The following is a 21,989-nucleotide window of genomic DNA, read 5'->3' on the forward strand; positions in this document are numbered from 1 at the left end:
AGCCGGGGGATACTCGTGCCGACGTGACGAGCAGACCTCGGGGGAACGCCGGTGCACCATGACGGGCCGTCCGATGACCTCGGCCAACTCCACGCCTGGCTGCGCTCCTCCAGCACGCAAGAGCTGGCCGGCATCCTCGACGAGGCCGACGACGCGCATCGACGTATGCACGCCCATCCGCCCCGCCTCGGCCAGGCGCCTCCTCCGGTCGTTGCTGGCGCGACAGAGGTGACGTTGCTCGGGGCGCTCGGGCACCGTTACGGCATGCTCGCGGGGGGCGCCGGTGGCGTGCTGATCAGGACAGGCAAATCGTGCGTGATCGTCGATCCGGGGCCTGCCGCGCTCGGCCTGCTGCTCCAGCTCGCCCGGCAGGGCCGGTTCGACTTCGCCGACGTGGACGCGGTGCTGGTCTCCCACTTCCACCCCGACCACTACACCGACGTCATCCCCTGTCTGGAAGGCGCGATGAGCGCCCGACAGCGGCCAGGCCGCGTGCTCCTGGCCGCGAACTCGACGGTGATCCAGCGGTTCGCCGCGTTCACGCCCTTCCACATGCGCCGCGTCGACACCTGCACGCTCACCCACCTCGCTGGCCTGGCGGAAGGCGAGCAGGCGGTGAAACTCGCCGACCTCGTCGTCCATGCGACCCCGACGGTCCACCACGAGCACGGCGATGAAACCCGCACCGCGATCGGGTTCGCTCTCGATACCCCGGGCGGCGGCGTCTGGTACACCGGGGACACTGGCCTGTTCGACGGGCTGCTCGACGCCGTGGCGGCGCTGCTGCCGCAGACGGCCCTCGTGATCGCCCACGCCAGTGGCACCGACCGCCACGCCGTTCCGGAACGGGCCGCGGCCTGCGACTGGCACCTCCACACGGATGCCGTTCCCGCCATCGCCGCCGTGCTGCGCCCAGCGTGCGTGGTTGTTCAGCACTACGACGCCGCGTACGCCTCAGCGCGGTACCGCATCGCTCAAGCGGTGTGGCTGCAACGGCAGCTTCATGCCCACGGTCACGAGACCACGGTCGTGGGCGGCCGGAACGGCCTGCAACTGACGTTCGACCGGCGCCAACTTCTGCACAGCGAGATCGTCCTCGACAACTCGTGTTCCGGCCCATCCTGATCGGATACGCGGGCTGAGCGTGGCCGTGGGACTTCCTGACCGGGGGGAGGAGCGCGATCATGCTGGAGCTGCGGTTAGTCGTTCATGCTCCCAATGGGGCCCGTCTGGGGGTGCTTCCGCATGCATCGAACCTGGAGGTCGCGTGCCCGCTCGACGATGTGCCCGCGCTCATGTTGTCCACCAGCGCGAACGCGGTCAACACGGATCTGCTGGCTGGGCCGGTCGAGGTCGCGGTCGAGTGGAGTATCGATGGGCAGACCTGGACAGAGGGACCGGATTGCCGGTTCCTGCGAATCAAGCGTCGTGGTGACAGCACGGATCGGGCCGGGATGGGCCGGTTCGAGCTCCCCGGTTATGCGTGGATGCTGCGCAAGGTGGTGCTCTTTCCCGGCTCAGCTCCGCTGGTCGACGGGAAGCGACCTTTCCTGAGTTCGACGCCGGGCGCGATCTTGGCCACGTTCCTGCAGGAGGGGCAGGCGCGCGGCGCGGTGCCGGGCGTCTCCTGGGATTTCACGCCGACGCACGACAGCGCGGGCCAGCCGTGGGCGAAGGTGTTGACCATCTACTACCAGCCGGGGATCGACGCGCTGACGACGCTGATCAACCTGGCCGAGCAGGGCACGCTCGACTTCCGGATGAACGGGCGCACGTTGCAGGCGTACAACGCCGACACCGTGCTGGGGCGGGACCTGGCCAGCGGTGCCGCGCCGGTTGACCTGCGGTTCGGGCGTGACATCGTGGCCGCTCCCGACATCGGCACCTACGAGGACGCGGCCACATCGGCACTCGTGGTCGGCGATGACGGGTTCCGCATGTCGTTCACGAACGGGGCCGCCGAAGCTCCCTGGGGCCGGTGGGAGGCGGCGATCGGCCAGGGCGGCGTGTCTGATCCGGGGACGGCGTTCCTCCTGGCCGAGGCGCTGCTGCTGCGGGTTGGGCACGAGCGCGTCCAGCGGACGCGGCAGATTACCCCGCACACCGCGCGCTGGCTGCCGTGGCGGGACTACCGTCCCGGGGACCGCATTCTCGCGCCGGGCGAGGGCGGGGCGATGGAGTCGCTGCGCGTCAGGCAGATGACGATCATCCGCGATCAGAAGGGCGTGCTGGGCGGAAACCTGGTGCTCAACGATCGCCTGTTGGAGAGGGACTTGCGGTTGGCCCGCCGCACGGCCGGCATCGTCGGTGGCTCGACGGCCGAGGGCGGGTCGGGTGCGCGGCCGGCGCCGGAGTCGCCGACGCCGCGCACACCTGCGGCTCCGGCCGGGCTGATTGTCGATCCGCTCGCGTACATCGACGAGCACGGCCTGCCCAGAGGGCAGGTGACCGCCACGTGGGGCGCGGTCACCCAGGACGTGAACGCCGTGGCGCTGACCGTGGGCGGCTATGAGCTGTTCATGCGAATCAACGAGGTCGGAGCGCCCTGGTATCTGGTGGCCGCGACGGAGGCCGCCGACACCAACGCGACGTTCTCGCCGTTGGTGGTCGGGCAGCAGTACCAGTTCAAGGTCCGCGCGGTGAACCTGGGTAAGAAGGGCCTATTCTCCAGCTCGGTGGCGGTGACGATCCCGGACGACACGACCGCGCCGCCCGTGCCGACCGCTCCCACGCTCGCGTCCCGGCTCGGCGTCGTGCACGTTGCATGGGACGGGCTCGGCGTCGGGGCAGCCCCGATGCCCGCCGACTTCCACCGGGTGCTCGTGTGGATACAGGACCCGCTGGCCCCCGGCTGGGAGGAGATCGGGTATATGGACGCGGCCGGGTCGCTGATGGTGCCCGGCCTGCCGTACGGGCTCGACAGGGAGTTCTCCTTCACCGCGATCGACCGCTCCGGCAACACCTCGGCGCGCTCGGCCACCGCGACGATCGCCGCGGTGCAGCTCGTCCAGGGCGACGCCGCGAACGACTCGATCACCACCGGCGCGATCCTGGCCAACGCGATCACCGCGGCGAAGATCGCCGCCGGTCAGATCCTCGCTGGGCACATCGCGGCCGGGGCGATCACCGCCGCGAAGCTGGAGGCTGTGCTCGCGCTGGCCTCCCGGATCGTCGCCGGGGATCCGGGAGGGGCGCGCGTCGAGCTCAACAGCTCGGGCCTGGAGGCTTACAACGCCTCCAGCGTGCAGACGGTGTTCATCTCCTCCGCGTCCGGCGCGGTCAGCATCGTGGGCCAGCTCGCGACCGGCGTGACCGGCCGACGCATCATCATCAACCCGGCCGGGGCGGCCGACCCTGAGATCCGCTACTACCCGGGCAGCGGAACGAACTACGCCCGCACGTACGCCGACAGCGACGGCGCGATCATCCACGTGTCCGGCCTGTCGCCCGACACCACCCGCCGCTCCTACGTCATCCAGCGCGGCGACGAGTGGCGCATGCACATGGTCCAGGCCAGCGACGGGCTCGCCGGGGGCGGCTACATGTTCGCGCAGCCGACACAACTCGAGGTCGGCCACAACGACATCCAAGGCCGCCTGAACCGGTTTCTGTTCTCTCGGGGTGGCACATCCACGACGGGCTATACCACGTTCCGGGGCACGTGGTCGTTCGAGACGGGCGCCGGGATGCTCATGTTCGCGCGGTCGCTGCCGGAGTCGGGCGGGGCCGCGGCCACGTACTTCGTCGGGTTCGCCGTCACGCTGGCGTCGACGCCGCGGCTCGTGTTCTCGGCCGACAACCCGGTCCCGGACAGGTTGTCATTTCACATGCGTAACCCGGGGACTGGCGGGTTCACGCTGCGGTCGAGCGAATCGAGCCTGGGCAGTCCGCCCACGTTCACGGTGGCCCTGCATGTGTGGGCCTGGAGACAGCATGGGGTGACGTGATGGTGCAGCGGTGGCGGATCTCGGATGTGGTCGAGGGGCCGGAGAGCTGGCTCATCTTCTATGAGCCGCTGGACGACGGCGGCGAGGCGTTCGCCGCGTCGTGGCCGAAGGAGGCGTTCGAGATTCGGATGGCTGAGCACGGCCTGGAGACGGTGGACGAGGCGATCGAGGTGCTGCTGTACACGCCGCTGCTGCACGCGATGCACGCCGATGGCCAGGAGGACGCTCTTCCTGTGCTGGAGGGCGATGCGACCTCCGCGCGGGCGCGTGTGCTCGGCCAGGTTGCCGCCTGCAAGGAGCGCTTCGGGGAGGTGGCCACATCGAGGTCAGCGGTCCGGCGTGGTCAGGCCGATCCGTTGCAGGTGCTGCGCGACGGCGTCCGGACCGATCCAGTGCGGATCGCGGCCATGAGGTTGGACATCGACAGGTACTTGCTCGCGTCTGAGCGGGCAGATAAGGAGTAAAGATCATGTGCTCGATCACCGTGAACTGCTCATGCACGCAGGAGCCGCAGGAGCCGCCGCCCGCGGGCACGCCGGTGATGGTGCCTCCTCCTCCGGGGGCCCCGCTTGGCTGGGGCGGCTGGATGTCGTCTGCTCACCCTGACGCATGCACGAGTTCCGTCCAGCCTCCGGCCGAGGTCAGCGCGGTGTACATGGCGCGGCTCGTGCAGCCTGCCGGCCTGTCGATCAATGGTGTGTGGGTGACGACGTGCGCGCCGGCGTCCGGCCTCGTCAGTGGTGAGTCGAGAGTCGCCGTCTACGCGGAGGAGCTGGGCACCATGTCGGTGTACTCGTCGGTGCCGCGCACGGACGCGTTCTCGGAGCAAGGCAATCGCCGCTGGCGGCTGGAGTCCGAGCCGGGGGTGCCGAATCCCGTGCCCGCTCCGGCGACGGATCGGTTCGTGTGGGTGGCGGTCCTCGTCGCCGCGTACACGACGCCGCCGAAGCTGCTGTCCACGAGGCCGGTTGAGCTGCCCGGTCTCCCGGGCGGTGACCAGTTCCTCAAGAACTCGCTGTTCGGCATGCGCAGCCGGGTAGGGCAGCGAGCGACGTTGCCCCCCGTTGAACTGGTGGCCGGTGCCACTGGGTATGGCGACCTGCTGGATCGCGTGATCATGGTCACCGCTGACGACTGGAACTAACTAACCCGCACCAACATAGAAACGGTGTGAAGAGATTGCTCCGGTTTCGAACGCACCTTTGTACAACCATGCGTCGAAGCAGCGGATCAGACGGGTAAGTTCACGGCCCAGATCAGGTAGCGGCGCAGATCGGATGAAGCTCCGAATGTAGACCGCCTTTCCCGCTCGGTTTCTGCCTCATCTTCGGAAGCGCCACTTCCTGTAGATGGCGGCTGCCAGGACCAGGCAAATCCCTGCGAGTAGCCTGATCAAGATGGGCTCTTTGTGCACGGCGGGCGGAGGGGATACAAGCGGGTTGGGTTTCACAGGCTCGGCCCTTGTTAATTCTTCGTCCATGATTCGACAGAAGGTTCGCTTGCGTCGCCCCTGCGTGTCGGCGCGATATCCGTACGCATTGGCTCGCCAGTGCGCTCTACCAGCTTCCCCCCTGAAATAGTTCCTTGCCACTGTCCGCAATAGATTGTCATCCATAACGCCAGAAGCGTGCATGCCGAACCAATAGCTCGTCCAGGCGTTAGCCATTACCTTGATTTGCGTATCAAAATCGTCCTCTGGACCAGACCACTGCCCTCCGTGTGCCTGACTCAGAGCAGGGCGATCAATTGAGCGGAGGATTAGGTCGAGGTGCATTGTCCTCATTGAATCTTGAGCCATGATGCCAGCGGTCCGTGCCTGCACGATCAGCGAATAGGCGACCCCTAGAAGAGAAAGGGCTGCCAGTAGGGCGGAAGCCGGGCCATACGCCTGCCCTATCTCGCTCAAAACAGCCCACTCGTCAGGTGGAATCATATTAGTCATGAGCCTTAGGGCTGCAGGTGAGAGAATAAGGCTCCCGGCCATTAGAGCGAGCGCGGCCAGCAGCAATATTGCCAGTACCACTCGACGTGCCCGGCGTGTCACATGCGCCTCCTTGAGTCGCTGCAGATGCCTGTAGACGCATCAGGCGGCCGAGGTCAATCGTCCTCATTGCTGTTCTGCCTCATCGGTCGCATTTCTGCAAGGTCAGCCACATCAATGTGCGGTTGGAGAATCTGTGCAAGTCATCACGCCGGGCGAGCCGATGCGGTTCGGGCTGCGCTTGGTCGCCTACCAGCCGAACGGGCCACGACTCGGAGTGCTCGGGCGGCATCTCGGGTTCGAGATGGGCATGCCGCTCAACGACCCGCCGAGTCTGAAGGTGACGTACTCCGGGCATGCGGCCGGTTCGCAGTGGCTCGCTTCGCCGTGTGAGGTGGCGGTGGAGTGGTCGGCGGGCGGGGCGTGGACGGAGCCGGCGAACGGCCGGTTCCTTCGGATCAAACGGTCCGGGGACGGCGCGGATCAGGCGCTCAGCCGCTCCTACGACATGCCGGGCTACTCGTGGATGCTGCGCAAGCTGACCTTGTACCCGGCGATCGGGATGATCGATGGGAAGAGGCAGTTCCCGGCCGCGAGCGTCGGCGACATCGTCTCGCAGATGATCGACGAGGCGCAGGGACGTGGGACGCTTCCCGGCCTGTCCTACGACTTCGACGCCGCCCAGGACTCCAATGGTCAGGAGTGGGCGGCTACGCTGACGCTCGGCCTCGACCCGGGCACGGACCTGCTGGCCGTGTTGATCAACCTTGGCGAGCAGGGCGTCTGTGACTGGCAGATGCAGGGCCGCACGTTGCAGGTGTTCAACCCCGACACCGTGCTCGGCCGCCAGCTCGGCTCCGGGCCCGCGCCGGTCGAGCTGCGCCTCGGGCGGGACATCGACCAAGCCCCCGACGATGCCACGTTCGAGGACGCGGCGTCGGCGATCCTCATCACCGGCGAGGACGGCCTGTCGGTCGAGGTGACCAATCCCGGTGCTGCCGCGCCGTGGGGGCGGTGGGAGGTGGTCCAGTCGCAGGGCGGGGTGAAGGACGAGGGCACCGCACGTCTGCTCGCGCAGTACGCCCTCGACCGGGCGTCGGGGGAGCGGGTACAGCTCACCCGGCAGATCACGCCGTACGCGGCCCGATTCCTGCCGCTACGCGACTACCGGCCGGGTGACACGATTCGTGCCCCAGGCGACCAGGCGGTCATGCAGGCGCTGCGCATCCGGCAGATCACCCTGTCGGTGGACGGCGACGGGCTGATCAGCGGGAACCTCGTGCTCAACGATCGGTTCTTGGAGAGGGACATCCGCCTCGCGCGGCGCGCGAACGGCATCCTGTCCGGCGGGGTGTCGGAGGGCGGGAACGGCGGCGAGCCGGCGCCGGAGAGCAAGGACCGCGTCCCGGCCGCCCCGACCGGGCTGGTGGTGAATCCGCAGGCATACCTCGACGCGGAGGGCTACGCGCACGGGCTGATCACGGTGTCGTGGCTGCCCGTCTCGACGGACGTGAACGGCGTCTCGCTGGCCGTGGACGGGTACGAGCTGATCGGGCAGACCCCGCCGGGGACCGGCGCAGAACGAGTGCTCGGCCACACCGACGGCACCTCGATCTCCTACAGCCCGCTGACCCCGAAGAGCCAGTGGCGGTTCGGTCTGCGCGCCACAAACCAGGGCGTCAAGGGGCAGCTCGCTACCTCGGCGGTCATCACCATTCCGGACGACGAGACGCCGCCGCCGATCCCGTCGACGCCGGTCGTGGACTCCCGGCTGGGAATCGTCCAGGTCACGTGGGACGGGTTGACCAGCTCAGGGACGGGCATGCCCGCCGACTTCCACCGCGTCCTGGTCATGGTGCGTGACCCGCTCGACTCCGAGGACGAGGGCCAGGCGGTGGAGTGGCTGGAGCGGGCGGGGACCGCGGTCGTGCCCGGTCTCCCCTACAACGCCGACAGGGAGTTCTGGCTCGTCGCGCTCGACCGGTCGGGCAACGTGTCCGGAGAGTCGGCGAGGGCAGTCGCGGCCACGCACCCGCTGGTGGACACCGACCTGATCGGCGAGGTGATCGACGGTGCCGAGCACATCATCTCGGGGTCGATCCCGGCCGACGCGAAGATCGTCGCCGGATCGATCACGGGCGGGCTGATTCAGGCGCTGGCGATCCAGGCCGGGCACATCCAGGCCAACGCTGTGACGGCCGACAAGATCGTGGCTGGGGCGATCCAGACGGGGCACCTGGCCGCCGCGGCGATCACGGCTGACAAGCTGGCGGCAGGGTCTGTCACCGCCAGCACGATCGCCGCCGACGCGATCACCGGCAAGATGATCACCGGGTCTGTCATGCGAAGTTCGGCCACCGGCCGGCGCTTCGTGCTCGACTCCAGCACGTTGGACCTGCGCTTCTACCCGGCGAGCAACAACAACTACACCCGGATCTACGCCGAGGATGGCTGGTACCCAGGCGAGACAACGACGTTCATCACCAGCGGCACCAACCAGTCCGGGACCGCGCGGGCCGAGCTGCAGGTGGCCGCGGGCCTGGTCCGGCTCGGCATCAGGGACGCCTCGTTCTCCAACCGCCAGGGCGGCGGCCTGGACGTGGCCGAGGGCTACGCGATGTTCGGGTACTCCACCGGCAGTTCGTCGTTCGACACGTTCATCTACCTCAACAGCACGGGCCGGTTCTACATCAGGGGCCGGGTGTGGGACGCCAACGAGACCTCCCCATACGACGCGTTCGCCGCCGGGTCCGTCTCGGTCGGCGGGGCTGCGTCGCCGAACTGGGCCATCTACCGTTACGGGCCGCCCAGCTCGCCGACCTCGATGGCCACCAACATGGGGCCGGTCGTCGCGCTGCGGGATGGCGGCTCGGGCGGTCCGTCGGCGTTCACCAACAACTACGTGCCGAAAGCGTGGGCGCTCACGGCGTCCGACACCAGTGGTTTCCAGGTGAACCTCGCGAACAGCACGTCGTTCGCCTTCTACTTCTGGGTCCACCGGCATTGATCACGACACCAACGGGAGAAGGGACCGGCATGCCGCAGGTCATACAGGTGTGGGACGCCGAGCTCGGCTACTCGCGTGCCGCGATCGAATCGCGTAAGGAGGGCGGGCCTGTCGAGATCGACCCCGGCGCGCCCGGCGCGGAGCCGATGTGGGGGATCTGGATGACGAACGGCGTCGGCGGCGTCGGCGTGATGGTGATGCCGCACGCGCTGTTCGAGTGGAGGTCGGCCGCCTACGGCATCGACCCGGGGGACATGGCGACGTTGCTGGACGTCGCGCTGCACGAGATGGGCATTCCGTACCCGGATGACCCTCCGAGCCTGCCGGATGAGGCGCATGCCGCGATCCTGGACGCCACCCGCGATTTGCCCACCTGCTGGACGCCTGGCGTATCCGACGCTGACCGGCTGGCCGCGCACCTGGAGCGGATCCGGCTGGTCAAGCAGCACCGCTTCACCATGCAGGCAGCTCCGCTGCACGATCGGCAGGGCGCGCTGACGTACGTGGGCGCCGCCCGTGCGGCCTCGGCCGACCCGCTGGACCCGATCACGAGCCAGGCCCGGATCGACCCGATCAGGGTGGAGGCCAAGCGCATGGCGATCGAATGGGGCAGGGAGTCGTCGGTGCGGACGGTTCCGCCGAGCTTCGCGTTGAAGCCGCCGCTGACGTTCCTCAGCGCCGCCGAGACCGGGGGCAGCGCGTGAGCGAGGATTCGCCTAACTTGGCGCTGGCCTTGGCGGAGCTGCGCGGCGCGGTCGAGCTGGGGTTCGAGCGGACGAACGGGTCCACCGCTTTAATCCTGCAGCGCTTGGATCAGGTGGACGACCGGCATGCCGAGCTGGTCAAGCGGGTCGAGCAGAATCAGGCCGCCGCTGAGCTTCGTCATGTCGCGATGGAGTCGAGGCTCGACGCGCTGGAGCGGGAGGCCGTGACGCGCGGCCAGCTCGCGGAGCGGACTCGGCAGATCATCGCTGTCGTCACCATCGTGGTCGCCGTGGCGGGCACGGTGATTGCGCTCATCCAGCTCACCCGAGGCTGACCCGCGGCCTTGACTTCCCCTCCCGTCGGCACGGTCTTCCCGTGCCAGGACGGCGTGCTGCTCGTGCCCGCCGTCCTCCCGATCCACATTCCCGCTGCCGCACTCGGCCTCACTGTGGCCGAGTGGCTCAACCTCCAGCCCTCAGAGAAGAGGTGACCCCGTGAAGAAGGTTTCGCGTGCCTCCTGGAACGCGATCGCACCGTCCGGCACCTACAGCCGCCTCAGCTCGCCGCGCGGCGTGAAGATCCACTACACCGGCGGTCCAGTCCCGGCCGACATCGCCGGACCGACCAAGCACCGGCTGTGCGTGCAGCACGTCCACCAGATCCAGCAGATGCACATGTCCGGCGGCCGAGGCGAGACGTACATCGACATCGGCTACAACCTGATCTGCTGCCCACACGGCTATACGTTCATCGGCCGAGGTGTGCACCACCTGCCGGCCGCGAACGGGCCCGGCCTCAACTCCGGCCACTACGCGGTGCTCGGCCTGGTTGGCAGCTCCGGGTTCACGAAGCCGAACAACGCCCTGCTGCACGCTCTGCGGGACGCGATCGAGTACCTGCGCGAGGAGGGCGGCGCGGGGAACGAGATCAAGGGCCACCGCGACGGCTACTCCACCTCGTGCCCCGGCGACGGGCTGTACGCGTGGGTGAAGCGGGGCGCCCCACGGCCGGATGAGCCGCTGGAGAAGCCCATCAAGATCACGTACGAGGACGGCATTCCGCTCTGGCCCGGCCGCGTTATCAAGCTGACCGACCCCTACATGCAGGGCAACGACGTCAAGACCTGGCAGTACAAGCTCCGCAAGCGGGGCTGGACCATCGACGTGGACGGCATCTACGGCCCCAAGTCGAAGGCCGTGTGCGCCAGCTACCAGGACAAGGTCGGCGCGAAGCCGACCGGCGTCATCGACGAAACAACCTGGGATCTCACCTGGTCGTGGAAGCCGCCGGCCGCGTGAGCGGTGTGCCGAAACTCATCCCGCTGAACCTCGGACAGGCATGTCCACGTCAGGATGCAGAGGCTGATGACTCAGATGTTGGATGCATCGACGTCCGGGCGCGAACCTGGTTCGAGGCGGCCTCGACGAAGGCCAGGAGCGCGAGCTGTGAACGCTCTGCCTGCTCGGCTCGTGCGGGCTCATCCTTGGCACGGTGGATAGCAGTGGTGACCTCCAACGCCTCGGACGCGAGCCGACTCAGCTCAGGGTCCGGGTTGAGCAGTCGCAGTCTGAACAACGCTGCCTTGGCGGTCGCGCGCTCGGCGAACGCCTCACTCCGGGCGCTGATGTGCGTCGAGCCGTTCGGGTTGTCCCGCTTGGCAAACCAATAGGTGTTCTCCCTGGCCCGGTACGAGGTGATGGCACCAGCGAATGCACTGTAGGCGGCGAGCTGTTCTTGCCAGAGCCGCTCATCGCGGGCTTCTATTCGCGCCTGCTTTGCCGCCCGTCCCTGGAAGAGGTAGGTGGCGGCAGCGCCGAGCAGTGTTCCGGCGATGGCGATGAGGCTCGTGATCGCAGTCTGCACCCCGTCAGTTGAGCATGCTCTGAGTGGTCCTGGGAGGGGCCTTGTAGGTGACCTCTCAGATCGCCGATCGCGTCGCTGCATGTCCGCGGCGCCCGCTCCCCCCGCGTCCCTGCTGTACGAAGCGCACTGATCTTGCTTGGCCTGCCCCTCTGGGTGGGCCTTTCGCATGTCTAACCCCATTGGAGGAACCCATGCATGGAGAACCCGTCAGCTACGGCAAGCCGGTAGAGCGGAAGGTCACCGCCGCTACGGCCGGCTCCTACCTCGGCCTCCTGGCGGTCCTGACTGTCCTGCAGGCCGTCAACGCCGACCTCGACCTCATCGCCTGGCTGCCCGACTGGCTGGAATCTCTCGCGGTCCCGCTCCTGCCGGGTCTGATCACGTGGGTGTCCGGCTACAAGACCGCGCACACCGCCCGGCCTGACCTTCCGCCAGACCAGCGCTAGGTTCGTGATCGTCACGCCTGGTTGCTCCAGGAACGCAACGAGAGCACCCGGCCGTTAGGCGGTGCCCTAACGCGGCTTGGCCCTGGTCAATTGGCCACCGCTGCACGGAGACAAGCCCCGCCCCTCCCTTCTTGGGAGGGGCGGGGCCCTTTTGCGTGTTCAAACTTAGCGCTGGCCACACGAACCTGAGCGCTTCGCTCCGGCAGCTAGTGATTTACGGCGTAGAGATGGCCTTGGAGGCGTCGCGCCGCTGCTGACGGGCTTGCTGCATCGCGGTGCGCCTGGCGGGCTGCACGTACAGCACCTCGGTCGCTTCGACAATGAGCTCGGCCACGTCTGCGACCTCATCCACAGAGTAGATCAGGCCGTCGTGAACGCTGTCGTTACCCAGCATCCTGGCCTCATGCAGGGCGTCGACGAGGTCGTCCCCGAGACTGGTCCGCAGGTTTTCGATCTTGTCGTAGAGGTGCCTTCCCGTCGCGCCACGTTCCTCAACCAGTTTCTCGACGCAGGCGCGGTACATGGCTGCCGCCCCGCGGAGAGCACCGGCGTTCTCGCAGAGGCTGCCTTCGGCGAATCGATCCCGGACCTCGCCGGGCACAGTCTGGTCCAGTTCGCGCGGCAACGGGACAGGCCATAGCGGGATTACCTCGGCTGGGTCGCGGGTCACCGCTTCTGATTCCGTGTAGCTGACCAGGAACGCGGTGCCCTTGGAACAGTGGGAGCACTGCCACACCTGAACGAACACAGCCTCACCGGGGTCAAGGTGAACCCTGCTGTAGGCAATAGGAGTCAACGGGAACTGTGACGCCATGGTGGCGGAAGCGGCAAGATTGCAGTGCGCGCACACGGCCGGGCGCGGACCCTTCCAGAAGATGCTGAACTCGGCGAGGTTGCCGATCGACATGTCTAAGCCTCCTCGGGCTCGTGATGCTAATCGAGGGGTCGCCGGGGCGAGGAAGAGACGTGTCGTTACACTGATCCGCAACTGCTCAGTGAATGTCGTCTGGGCCTCTCCGTCCGGCTGCATCACAGCGAGCCCGGTTTCCGTAGGGGCGGGGCCGGGCTTTCGCGTGTGCGGGATCTACGGTATCGCCGTGGCAGCCGCATCGCTCACGCCCGGTCCAGCCTCATCGGGCAGTTCGCCGAAGTGTGCTTCGGTGGCGCGGTCGTGATGGCAGGTCACTAACCAGATACGCGCCTTGGCAGCGTCGATAAATTCGTAGGTGTCGGTGTCGCCTTCCCACTGAGACCAGCGGTGCAGCACCCACCTGCCTTCGGGGGTGCGGTAGAGGGTCTGGTGCTGGGCTGGGTCGCCGGTGAGGATGCTGACGTAGTCGATGCCGACCAGGCGGGTGGCTTCGTCGTATCGCTCCGCGAGGTCGGGGTCGAACCAGCCGTCGAGGATCGGGTCACCGTCAGGGGTGCGGAAGATGTTCGTACGGGCCACATGATCGACTGTAGCGCTTAAGCGCTATGGCGCCATATGTGGGGATTGCCATAGGCACGGCAAGGGGCCCGCGCCACAGCGACTGTGGCGCGGGCCCCTTGCTGCGTCAGAAGGGCCAGCCGGCCGAGTGGCGGGCTTCGAGGATCGGGATCAGCTTGAAGGCCGCGTCAGATAGGCCGCCGAAGGTGTGCCGGGTGCCGACGCCGGACGGAGCGTGGCCGTGCTTGTGGCCCGCGAGGTTCCACGTGTAGACCGGCACCTGGGCCGGAATCTGCTCGGTCGGGTCGCTGCCGTAGTAGCCGCCGCTGGTCTGCTCGTCGGTGATGATGATCACCCGGTTGTGAGCGTCGACGGTCGACCGGAAGTGCCTTCGGACGGCGTGGGCGGTGTTGGTGCCGCCGAGATCACCGAATCGCTCCACGACTTTCAGCACCGACTCGCCGCGCCGGTAGGAGATCGGCTGGGAGTTGGTGCCGAACTGCACCAGGTCGGCGTTCTCGGCGCGCAGCGCGAGCGCAGCGCCGAACACGGCGGCGCTGTCGGCGCGGTTCAGCTGGGACTTCTCCGAGATCCGGTCGAACATGCTGCCGCTGCGGTCGACCAGGATCAGGGTGCGCCCGGCCAGGGCGGGCACGTTGGCGAGGGAGTGGGCGAGCGCCTGCTCCAGGGGGTAGCTCCAGCGCAGAGACGGGGCGTGCTTGTACGCGGCCAGGAACCGGAAGGGGAACTGCCGGGACCTGCGCACCTCTTCGGCGTTGGCCAGGCGGGCCGCCACGGTGGCGGCCACGATGTCGCTAACGCCCGCCTCGTCGAAGTTCCGCAGGTTCCTCGTCAGGGCCATGAGGCCCATGGACGGGATGATCGCTTCCCACGCCGCGGCGTCCATGGGGCCCTGCAGCCACCCGGCCAGGGCCTCCCAGGTGATGCCGGCGCGGCGCAGCAGCTCGGGGTCGTCGAGGACCTGGCGGCGCTCGCCGAGCGGGAGTGCGAGCAGCGCCTCGCGGCGGGTGAGCAGGCCGAGCGTCTCAGGAATGGGGGCCGCCTTGTCGTGCGGCTTCTTGACGATGTAGCCGAACAGGTCGTGCTGCCAGAGGCCCTGGAAGCGGCCTGCCTGGCTGGAGCCCTTGCGGTCGCCCGGGTGGGTGAGGTTGAGCAGGTCGGCGAAGGTGACGCCCTTGCCCTCGCTGTCCCACTTGACGTAGTTGAACTCGTTGCCCAGCCGGAGGATCGCGTCGCCGATGCCGCGCCTGATCGGCTTGGGGACGGCGCGGCCGTAGCGGGAGATCCAGTAAGCCAGGGCCTCGGCGGGCTCGTCGGCGCGTTGAAGGACGGAGGCGACGAGCTGGCGGTTACCACCAGCGATTCCGCTAGCGAGCCGGGCGCGAACGGCTTCCAGGGCGGCCTGGATCGGCGCAGAACGCATGTTGGCTTCGAGCCGGAGCCAGAGCAGGAAGCGAGTCAGCCAGCCGACGTCCTCGACGGCGACGACGCGGACGAGGTTGACGAACCGAGCGTCACGGTCCTTGCCCTGCTCGTAGTAGGTGTTCTCGCCGACCATGTTCGTGACGGCCAGGAGGAACAGCTCGCTCTTGGCGTCCCGTGCGTAGCCGGCGCCGCCCTCGTGGGTGCGGCCGGTGGCGATGGCTTCCGTCTTGACGGGGCTGGTGGCGGGCGGGCGGGAGGCGGCGGTGTTGAACTTGGGCATGAGAAAGGCGGGCTCCTTCCCGGATGGAGGTACAGGGAGGAACCCGCCTTCGAGGTCGCGCCCGAGGTTGAGGTCGGTCAGGGTACGTAGATGCTCTGCCAGTTGAGCTAAGGAGCCAAGGGCCCCTACTGGACTCGAACCAGTAACCATCCGCTTAACAGGCGAAGTAGCCCTGGCCTGCGCACCGGGCGCGATCTTCAGTTATGGGTTCCTCCCGAGGTCGGATTGACGGCGCTGTGCCCTAACCACAGGGCGGTCAGAGGCGGACCTTGCGGAGCCTCTGCCTGGATTCGAACCAGTTACTCAGTGAAGTAAGCGCTGTCAGGCGCACCGGGAGGTGCGGTCTTGCAAGGTTCTCCCCGAGATCACGTCGGCGACGGAACACCAAGGGTGCTGCCGTTACACCACGGGACGCGTGGACCTGAGCGCCCGCCGGGAGTCGAACCCGGACCACTCGCTTGGATGGCGAAGGAACCGTTGCCTGCGCACCGGGGAGAGGGGAAGTCTGAAGTTGTTGCCCCTCCCGAGATCAAGGACGGCACCAGCGTTCCTCGGGTTTCTCTACGAAAGAAGTGAAGTAGCTGGAGCCTGCGCACCGGGAGGGGGGAGATCATCGCGCAGTGAGAACGCTAGCGCGTCCGCTAGCGGATAAGCGAACCGGTTTCGTGTGATCGTGGTCACTGCTGCACGGGGGCGCGGACCAGCTCCTGCCGCACCTCGTCGAGCCGGTTGAGGAAGGCGTCGATGTCGGCGCGCCGTTCGGCCGTGACCCAGACGACGCGGATGATCTCGTGGAGGACGTGCCCGCGTTCCTGGCCGAGCCCGATCAGGCCGGCTGCCCGGAGCCGGTCGGCCGCGCCTGAGATGCTGTGTTGCCAGGCGCGGCGACCCTGCTCGTCGTCGCCGGGCGGGGGCGGGTACAGGCGGTCGTCGAGCTGGTGGACGCCGATGCCGAGCCTCTGCGCGTGGCGTTCGGCCGCGGCGGCGTAGTGATTAACCAGGGCCTCGTTGAGGACGTAGAACAGGCTAAGCAGTTCGCCAGTGAGCTGCTGCCGCTCCTCGCCGTCCGCCTGGTCGGCGAGGTCGGCGACGCGAAGCACCACCTGCGCGAACTGACGGTGCTGCCACAGCAGTGTGGGGAACACGTCGCCTGCGGCGGTGATGGCGCATGCGGCGGCTCGGGCTTCTACTGCCACTCGCCGGGCATGGGATTCGCTCACGCGTTCGATGATAGTGGGGGCGCGTGGCGCTGCATGGACGGCATGGCCGCGTACCACGTATGGAGGGTGACGGCCTCCGGCTTGCTGCGCCTACCCCGCGCCCGGAGGCCGTCTCAATCGCTCCCGAAACAGAGCAACCACAGGACCAGCCGCGCTTGACGGAGACAACCAGTGGCGTTTTCTATCATGACATTCTCTGCGTACCTCCGCTGCCAGCGGCGCTCGTTCCTGCCCCGCCTCTGCTACTGATGTCGCACTCAGAGCCACGCTCGTGGGCTCGCCGATCAGTTCCATGTCATCCGAGACAAGCGCCAGGCTCGATGCAGGTTGGTGCAGCGAGTCTGTACAAGAGGCCTCATCACATGGTTACCGGACAAGCAGGTCAGCTGACCGGATCAACTGGACTCACCATAAATATGTCCGCGGCGGTTAGTTCAGATACACAGGCGTCTGGGAGGGTTATCCCAGCAGGCGGATGCGCCTTCCAGTCAACGAATCCTCCCCCGATCTTGACATTCGCGCCGTCTAAAAGAGTAGAGCCGCTGGTGGACAGCCGTACGCCGTGCTTCCCGTCTTGGACGATGGGCTGTGTCGCTGGTGGCCAGAGGGGCACCACGGGCGGTGCTCCTTTTTGTTCCCGCCTAAGAAGAAGGCACTTGCTAGATGGGTCGTAGGTCAGTTCACCTGCGAGAAGCGCCTGCATTGCTCGGGAAGATTCGGTATGGAGAAGGATCCTCGGATCTTGCCCCGCAACGGTCACCTGAACCGGACTTTCGGTAGCCCTGCGGTCGGATTGCGGAGTGCGGGTTGTGTCGGCACACCCAAGTGAGGTGGCAGCGATGCCGGCCAGCAGTACTCCCAGCAAGGTCGTCCGCATCTGACTCACATGGCCTCCTTGGACGGGCGAACGCCCGGGACTGAACACAGCTCCCGGACGTTCGTTCGCATTGATTATAGTGGTGGGTGCGGCACCATCTTAGGTGCCAGGCGGGGCCGTCCATACCTGCCAGGACGCGCCGAGAGCCGAAGGAATCAGATAGGCAGGAGTGAAGGCAGATTTGCCTCCCACAGTACCCATCGTGATCCCCCAAGCTGTGTTTCCCTTGTACCACGGGCCGCCACTGTCACCCTGGATGCTTATCGCGCGGTCCATGACGATAAGCCCGCGCTCGTTCGGGTATTGATTATTGTTTACCTGGCTGATGTTTCCGCACTGCGCTACGTGGCTGGCCCAGCCGAAATTGCAGATATTCTGCCCCACGGCTGGATTCGTGCCGATATAGTACACGTAGCGCGTTTGGTCGAGGTTGAAATAGAAGGTCCTCGTCAGGGTAAAGGTACCCCGATTCCAAGACGCGATGTCGTAGGTTGACGAACCAGCGACATAGTCACTCAGCGTGCCAGTGTTTCCATGTACGGGATGATTCTTATATAGCGTGCTGACATCGCCGCAGTGTTGCGCGGTTGTCATTCTGCGCTGGTCAGGGTCGCTGGGATAGTTCTGGTTGATAATATTGAATCCGGTTGTACAGCCCCCGATGACGCCGCCACCCCTCATGTAGGTGTCTGCCATTTTAGTGACGAGGTCGTCTTTTGTTAGGCGCAGAGCGATACTAATATTCTTATTGGTGGGCGGCGTGGGCTGCAACTGAGCCGATATGGATTGCCGTTCGGTGACATCTGCCAGATCAGCACGGGGCTTGACAGTAAAGGTAATCACTCCGGTGTTTGTGTCGTACCCACCGTTGATGCCCTCTACGAGATTGACCTGTGACTTGAGCTGCGCATACGCCGTCTCTCGAGCCTCTTTGAGATCCTTTTCCGAGAATCCCTTGTTACCGATCAGGTCAACAGCGACGGGTAGCGTTTTGGCGAGCTCTATCGCGTAGGCGGGAATATCGCCCTTGAACCCAATTTGCGCTTTTCGGCCATCTTCAAGCACGGCGAGGCCGGAAAGATCGTCAGGGTAACGCGCTTCGATCTTAGCGCCGATTTCGTTCAGGCGAGGCTGCCAGGCGATCCTTTCGATCGCCTCTTCGAGAGGAATATTGTTTCCTTTTGCGGCCACCTTGGCGTCAACCAGCTCGCTTAGCCAGAGGTCATCGATCTTCATTTCAGGCTCGACGACCGTGGGATCTAATCCATCTTCCCTTGCTCTCCTGGTCACGCTCGGATTCGTATTCACCGCATGGGCGACATATGCATCGATGGCGTCAGCCAGACTGATCTTCTGCTTCTTAGCGGCGCGTTGTATTGTTTCGAGAGTTGAGCGCTTTGGGACGTTCTGAGATTCCCTAGGGAGCGAGATGATCGTCCGATCGGACTCTGCGGCAAATGCCTGAGGAGCGGATAGAATTGATGATACTAGTGACGCCATCGCGACCGTAGTTAATGCCATACCGGTGACTCGTATACGCATTGGACCTCCGCGTGATCTTGACTCATAGTCTTGATCATCATTAAATGACATCTCACCTAACACAAGGGGCAGTCGACGGTCGTGACCATGTCGAAATCTGGTATTGCGGCCGACCACTAAGAGATGACAGGTCGTATCTCGCCTCCGGCCGTTGTCTCGCTCATTTCGCGCGCGCGATCCCTTCAACCTGCGCCAGGCTCACCTCCCTGGGCCGCCAGTTCTCGCCCCCTTCGCCCGCAGTGCGCACGCAGAGTAATCGACTGCAGCGCCTTCAGGGTGCGTGGGTCTCGACTGGAGCGGTGGGGGATGCGGTCGTTGGCACGCCAGTCGCGCCGTGCGTCCAGGTGATCGCCCTGCTGTATCCGAACACAGGACCGGCTAACCGATGGGGGCCTAGGCGCGCTGGGACGCACTCAGAGTGAGGTTGCCCCCTGGAGCAGGCACCCATCGAGACTCGCTGTGTACTGTGTGGACCGTGTGACTCAGGAGTGGAATGTGTGATTCTGGAGCGCTAGTGTGCGTCGTTGACGGGCCATCCGGCCCGTCGCATGGTCGGATGCTGTCAGGGGGCGAGTTGGTGGGCGAGGTCGCGAGAACTACGCGATTCGTCCGCGCGCCGAAGAGGGCCGCCCCGGCCCGTTGCCGTCCTCATGCCTGGCCGCCCATCCGGCAGGGGGAGTCTGCCCGGAAATGAGAAAAGCCGCGCAGCGCGCGGCCTTCCCGAGGTCGAGACCCGCGACCAGATCGCTCAGCTTCAGGCGGTCAACCTCATCGAGCTGAGCAGCCGAGTCGCCGTTCCGGCCTCCACAACATCACATCGCGTCTGACGGTGCTCTCACGCGGCGGCCCGAGCCGTTGCGGGGGCCTTTCGCGCGCCAAAACCGTGACGCTTGGAGCCGACCATAGCACGCCGCCAAGCGGCTATCTCGGCATGCCCGGAAACCGAATCCGCGGTGTGCGAGACAGTCGCGCCCTCACCACCCCCCGCTCCTATGGCTGGCAGGGGAGTGGCCCCCCTGGTCCCCGCCGGGCACATCGTCGCGCCCGCCCACCCCCTCTGGTATGACGCGGCCCACTACCTGGTCCAGGCGGCGAACCGGCGCGCTGACTGGACACGCAACGCTCTGCGGTTCGCCTGGCAGGTCATGCGCCGTTCCACTTGGGCGATGCTGACCACGCCGAAGAAGGGCGCCACCTGGCAGCACCTGGCCGCCGAGCTCGGCCTGTCGCAGCGGACCGTCGCCAAGCTGTACGCGTGGTTCATCGACGCCGGCCTGCTGGCCCGCGCCGTGCCCGGCACGACCGTCCGCTACCGGAAAGGAACGCGGGGCGGTTTGGACGACGACGGCCGCGGCAACGAAGCCGCGCAGTACCTCCTCATCGTCCCGGAGGCGATCCTCGAGGCCGAGGACGGCGAGGAGACACCGCCTCCGAGCGCGACCGTGGAGAGCCAGGCAGACCTTCCCTGGCCGTGCGCAACCGTGCTGACCCGCCCGCACCCGGAGACGGTGCCCGACGTTTCCACAGCTCACGACCCTGTGGAAAGATCTTTCACCCCCAACCCCCCACTCTCTTCTGTAGGTGAGGAGACTCCCCGTAACGCGCGCGCGAGACGACCGGCCGCGCCAGCGACACCGGCCAGTTCGTGGCCCGCGACCGTCACGCCGGTCACCAGAAGAGACCAGCTCACAGCATGTGAGCGGCTGATCGCGGAGATTCCCCTGTTCCGGAAGCTGTCGGCCCGTCACCTTCGTAGCGTGCTGCGGGGCGCGTTCGACCTCGGCGCGACCATCAGCGACATCCGGCACGCCCTCGACCACCGGCCGGACGGCAGCGCATGGATTCACACCCATGCCCCGCGCTCGGTGCCGGGATGGGTGCAGCACCGCCTGTCGGCGTGGATCTCCCGGGACGGGCAGCTCGTCGCCCGGTGGCCGGTTCAGCGGCGGAGTGCCGAGCATGCCGCACTGCTCGCCGAGCAGCATGCCCGCCGTGAGGCGTGCGAGCGAGCGGACCAGAACCGGCGTGGTGGCCCCCTTGGCTACATCCAGAGGGGGGCACCGTGATGGTCAGCAGGCACGATCGGGAGTCGCGAGCGTTGGTCAGGCCGAGGTGGCAGAAGAGATCGCATAAGTTGATCTACTATGTAAAGAGCAGGGGTCGTTGTAGGCCAACACCTCAAGCCGCAGAAGCCTCAACGATGGCAAGGGCCCTCTGTTTGCGGATCAGGGTGGCGAGCTCCTCGATCGACAGTCCGCCCGGTGTGAAGGCAGCGTGCGCGGCCTCTTCGGGGGAGAGGGCGTCACGGCGAGCCCGCGCCTGGGCGAGCGTGCGGCCGGCGGCGGCGAGTGCTTGAGCGCGCGTCGTCACCCTGTGATTATCTCACACAATCGACACATTCATACACAGGACGTTTGGGCGGAGCGGAACAGCACGCCGCCGAATCACATCGCTATTACGGTTGCCACAAGGCTGCGCGTTCCGACGTTGTACACGGTGGTGGAGCGGGTGAAGGAGCGGATGGGGCGCAAGCCGTCCGCGCCCAAGCACGAGGCCAAGGTCCTCACGCCGACGTCGTGAGCGGAGCACCCCGGCGCCGACCTCATGCGGCGCCGGGGCCGGGTGGGGTCGTGGATGCCCGGTGCGAGGTTTCTCACCTCGCGCCGGGCATCCGGCCGTTCGGGGTGCGGCTGGGCCTCACCGGGTCGGGCGCCTCACACGTCGTTGAAGGAGGCGCTCTGGTCGAACAGTGTGCGGAAGGGGTAGAGGCTCTCGAAGATGACCGCGCGGGTGGTGACCTGCGCGCCGCCGGCCGCCCATTGCGAGGCGATGACGTAGCGGGCGTTGACGGCGATGTTGGCGCAGCCGGTGAGGTCGAGGTAGCCCATCGGCTGGCCGGATGAGGTGGCGTGGCCTTCGCCTCTGCAGCCGTTGCCGGTCTGTCCCTTGGCGATGACGTACATGTCGGAGATCAGGTCGAGCCCGTTCTTGCTGGCGCAGAGCCGGATGGTCCAGCCGTTCTGCGACCTGTCGGCGCAGCCGCCGGCGGCGTGCGCGGGGGTCGTGGCGCCGGCCACGAGAGAGGCGCTCATCAGGAGCGCGCCGAGCACTGCCGCCGCCCGGCGGAGGGGATTGCGGTGTGTTCCGTCGGCATGGAGCATGTGCCGTTCCTTTCGTTGCGGGAATTCGGTGTTTCTGGCGCGGGGCCAGGTTCTTCATATGTAATTTCTGTGGTCCGCGGGCGGC

The 21,989-nt window shown here is 66.6% G+C and carries 19 protein-coding genes; 10 read left to right on the top strand and 9 right to left on the bottom strand.

The annotated features are described in order from the left end of the window. Positions 1-51 precede the first annotated feature (51 nt). The 4 genes from AB0J46_RS24045 to AB0J46_RS24060 are packed head-to-tail and all read left to right on the top strand — an operon-like array spanning position 52 to position 5,091. Positions 52-1,125 carry an MBL fold metallo-hydrolase gene (locus AB0J46_RS24045; RefSeq protein ID WP_364335554.1) on the top strand — a complete coding sequence of 358 codons (1,074 nt, stop codon included), beginning with the start codon at positions 52-54 and terminating at the stop codon, positions 1,123-1,125. Between the two features lie 59 nt (positions 1,126-1,184). Further along, complete coding sequence (locus tag AB0J46_RS24050) at positions 1,185-3,947, top strand: hypothetical protein (protein ID WP_364335556.1); 2,763 nt, start codon at positions 1,185-1,187, stop codon at positions 3,945-3,947. Continuing rightward, entirely contained in the window at positions 3,944-4,411 is a 468-nt protein-coding gene (locus AB0J46_RS24055; protein ID WP_364335558.1) for a hypothetical protein, read from the top strand. Before AB0J46_RS24050 ends, AB0J46_RS24055 begins: the two co-directional genes overlap by 4 nt. A 5-nt stretch (positions 4,412-4,416) precedes the next feature. Continuing rightward, the gene (locus AB0J46_RS24060; protein ID WP_364335560.1) at positions 4,417-5,091 is read left to right on the top strand and encodes a hypothetical protein; all 675 of its coding nucleotides are present in this window, start codon (positions 4,417-4,419) and stop codon (positions 5,089-5,091) included. A 177-nt stretch (positions 5,092-5,268) separates the two neighbouring features. Here the strand turns inward: AB0J46_RS24060 and AB0J46_RS24065 are convergent, their stop codons facing one another. Further along, a complete protein-coding gene (locus tag AB0J46_RS24065; protein WP_364336161.1) occupies positions 5,269-5,931 on the bottom strand; it encodes a DUF6082 family protein in 663 nt (220 codons plus the stop codon). Between the two features lie 193 nt (positions 5,932-6,124). On the opposite strand from AB0J46_RS24065, the gene AB0J46_RS24070 reads away from it, so the two are divergent. The 4 genes from AB0J46_RS24070 (at position 6,125) to AB0J46_RS24085 (ending at position 10,938) form a co-directional block, all read left to right on the top strand. Then, the gene (locus tag AB0J46_RS24070) at positions 6,125-8,935 is read left to right on the top strand and encodes a hypothetical protein (RefSeq protein WP_364335562.1); all 2,811 of its coding nucleotides are present in this window, start codon (positions 6,125-6,127) and stop codon (positions 8,933-8,935) included. A 29-nt stretch (positions 8,936-8,964) separates the two neighbouring features. After that, a complete protein-coding gene (locus AB0J46_RS24075; RefSeq protein ID WP_364335564.1) occupies positions 8,965-9,639 on the top strand; it encodes a hypothetical protein in 675 nt (224 codons plus the stop codon). Next, a complete protein-coding gene (locus AB0J46_RS24080) occupies positions 9,636-9,974 on the top strand; it encodes a hypothetical protein (protein ID WP_364335566.1) in 339 nt (112 codons plus the stop codon). The genes AB0J46_RS24075 and AB0J46_RS24080 overlap by 4 nt, the downstream gene beginning before the upstream one ends. Positions 9,975-10,134: 160 nt before the next feature. After that, positions 10,135-10,938, top strand: coding sequence for an N-acetylmuramoyl-L-alanine amidase (locus tag AB0J46_RS24085; RefSeq protein WP_364335568.1), 804 nt, complete (start codon positions 10,135-10,137; stop codon positions 10,936-10,938). A 49-nt stretch (positions 10,939-10,987) separates the two neighbouring features. Here AB0J46_RS24085 and AB0J46_RS24090 read toward each other — a convergent pair whose 3' ends face one another. Further along, positions 10,988-11,503, bottom strand: a complete 516-nt coding sequence (locus tag AB0J46_RS24090; protein ID WP_364335569.1) for a hypothetical protein — start codon at positions 11,501-11,503, stop codon at positions 10,988-10,990. Positions 11,504-11,694: 191 nt separating this feature from the next. Between AB0J46_RS24090 and AB0J46_RS24095 the strand changes: the two genes are divergently transcribed. Next, positions 11,695-11,949, top strand: coding sequence for a hypothetical protein (locus AB0J46_RS24095; RefSeq protein WP_364335571.1), 255 nt, complete (start codon positions 11,695-11,697; stop codon positions 11,947-11,949). A 214-nt stretch (positions 11,950-12,163) separates the two neighbouring features. Here AB0J46_RS24095 and AB0J46_RS24100 read toward each other — a convergent pair whose 3' ends face one another. From AB0J46_RS24100 to AB0J46_RS24120, 5 genes are all read right to left on the bottom strand, one after another. Continuing rightward, positions 12,164-12,856 (bottom strand): DUF4145 domain-containing protein, encoded by a 693-nt coding sequence (locus AB0J46_RS24100; RefSeq protein WP_364335573.1) that lies wholly within the window; start codon positions 12,854-12,856, stop codon positions 12,164-12,166. Positions 12,857-13,033: 177 nt separating this feature from the next. After that, on the bottom strand, positions 13,034-13,399 hold the full coding sequence (locus AB0J46_RS24105) for a hypothetical protein (protein ID WP_364335575.1): 366 nt from the start codon (positions 13,397-13,399) through the stop codon (positions 13,034-13,036). Between the two features lie 106 nt (positions 13,400-13,505). Then, positions 13,506-15,104, bottom strand: a complete 1,599-nt coding sequence (locus AB0J46_RS24110) for a TROVE domain-containing protein (RefSeq protein ID WP_364335576.1) — start codon at positions 15,102-15,104, stop codon at positions 13,506-13,508. A gap of 677 nt (positions 15,105-15,781) precedes the next feature. After that, positions 15,782-16,324, bottom strand: coding sequence for a hypothetical protein (locus AB0J46_RS24115; RefSeq protein WP_364335577.1), 543 nt, complete (start codon positions 16,322-16,324; stop codon positions 15,782-15,784). 976 nt (positions 16,325-17,300) lie between these two features. Then, complete coding sequence (locus AB0J46_RS24120) at positions 17,301-18,743, bottom strand: hypothetical protein (RefSeq protein ID WP_364335579.1); 1,443 nt, start codon at positions 18,741-18,743, stop codon at positions 17,301-17,303. 1,166 nt (positions 18,744-19,909) lie between these two features. Here AB0J46_RS24120 and AB0J46_RS24125 point away from each other — a divergent pair. Continuing rightward, entirely contained in the window at positions 19,910-20,809 is a 900-nt protein-coding gene (locus tag AB0J46_RS24125; protein WP_364335581.1) for a hypothetical protein, read from the top strand. A 112-nt stretch (positions 20,810-20,921) separates the two neighbouring features. Here the strand turns inward: AB0J46_RS24125 and AB0J46_RS24130 are convergent, their stop codons facing one another. Then, positions 20,922-21,113 (bottom strand): hypothetical protein, encoded by a 192-nt coding sequence (locus AB0J46_RS24130; RefSeq protein ID WP_357699845.1) that lies wholly within the window; start codon positions 21,111-21,113, stop codon positions 20,922-20,924. 344 nt (positions 21,114-21,457) lie between these two features. Continuing rightward, the gene (locus AB0J46_RS24135) at positions 21,458-21,904 is read right to left on the bottom strand and encodes a hypothetical protein (protein ID WP_364335583.1); all 447 of its coding nucleotides are present in this window, start codon (positions 21,902-21,904) and stop codon (positions 21,458-21,460) included. Between the last annotated feature and the right edge of the window lie 85 nt (positions 21,905-21,989).

Source organism: Nonomuraea sp. NPDC049758 (assembly GCF_040674635.1).
Classification (GTDB): Bacteria; Actinomycetota; Actinomycetes; order Streptosporangiales; family Streptosporangiaceae; genus Nonomuraea.

Coding starts and splice junctions, on each gene's coding strand:
- AB0J46_RS24050 (WP_364335556.1), top strand. CDS start 1,185: ATGCTGGAGCTGCGGTTAGTCGTTCATGCTCCCAATGGGGCCCGTCTG.
- AB0J46_RS24060 (WP_364335560.1), top strand. CDS start 4,417: ATGTGCTCGATCACCGTGAACTGCTCATGCACGCAGGAGCCGCAGGAG.
- AB0J46_RS24065 (WP_364336161.1), bottom strand. CDS start 5,931: ATGGCCGGGAGCCTTATTCTCTCACCTGCAGCCCTAAGGCTCATGACT.
- AB0J46_RS24075 (WP_364335564.1), top strand. CDS start 8,965: ATGCCGCAGGTCATACAGGTGTGGGACGCCGAGCTCGGCTACTCGCGT.
- AB0J46_RS24095 (WP_364335571.1), top strand. CDS start 11,695: ATGCATGGAGAACCCGTCAGCTACGGCAAGCCGGTAGAGCGGAAGGTC.
- AB0J46_RS24100 (WP_364335573.1), bottom strand. CDS start 12,856: ATGTCGATCGGCAACCTCGCCGAGTTCAGCATCTTCTGGAAGGGTCCG.
- AB0J46_RS24110 (WP_364335576.1), bottom strand. CDS start 15,104: ATGCCCAAGTTCAACACCGCCGCCTCCCGCCCGCCCGCCACCAGCCCC.
- AB0J46_RS24120 (WP_364335579.1), bottom strand. CDS start 18,743: ATGCGTATACGAGTCACCGGTATGGCATTAACTACGGTCGCGATGGCG.
- AB0J46_RS24125 (WP_364335581.1), top strand. CDS start 19,910: ATGCTGACCACGCCGAAGAAGGGCGCCACCTGGCAGCACCTGGCCGCC.
- AB0J46_RS24135 (WP_364335583.1), bottom strand. CDS start 21,904: ATGCTCCATGCCGACGGAACACACCGCAATCCCCTCCGCCGGGCGGCG.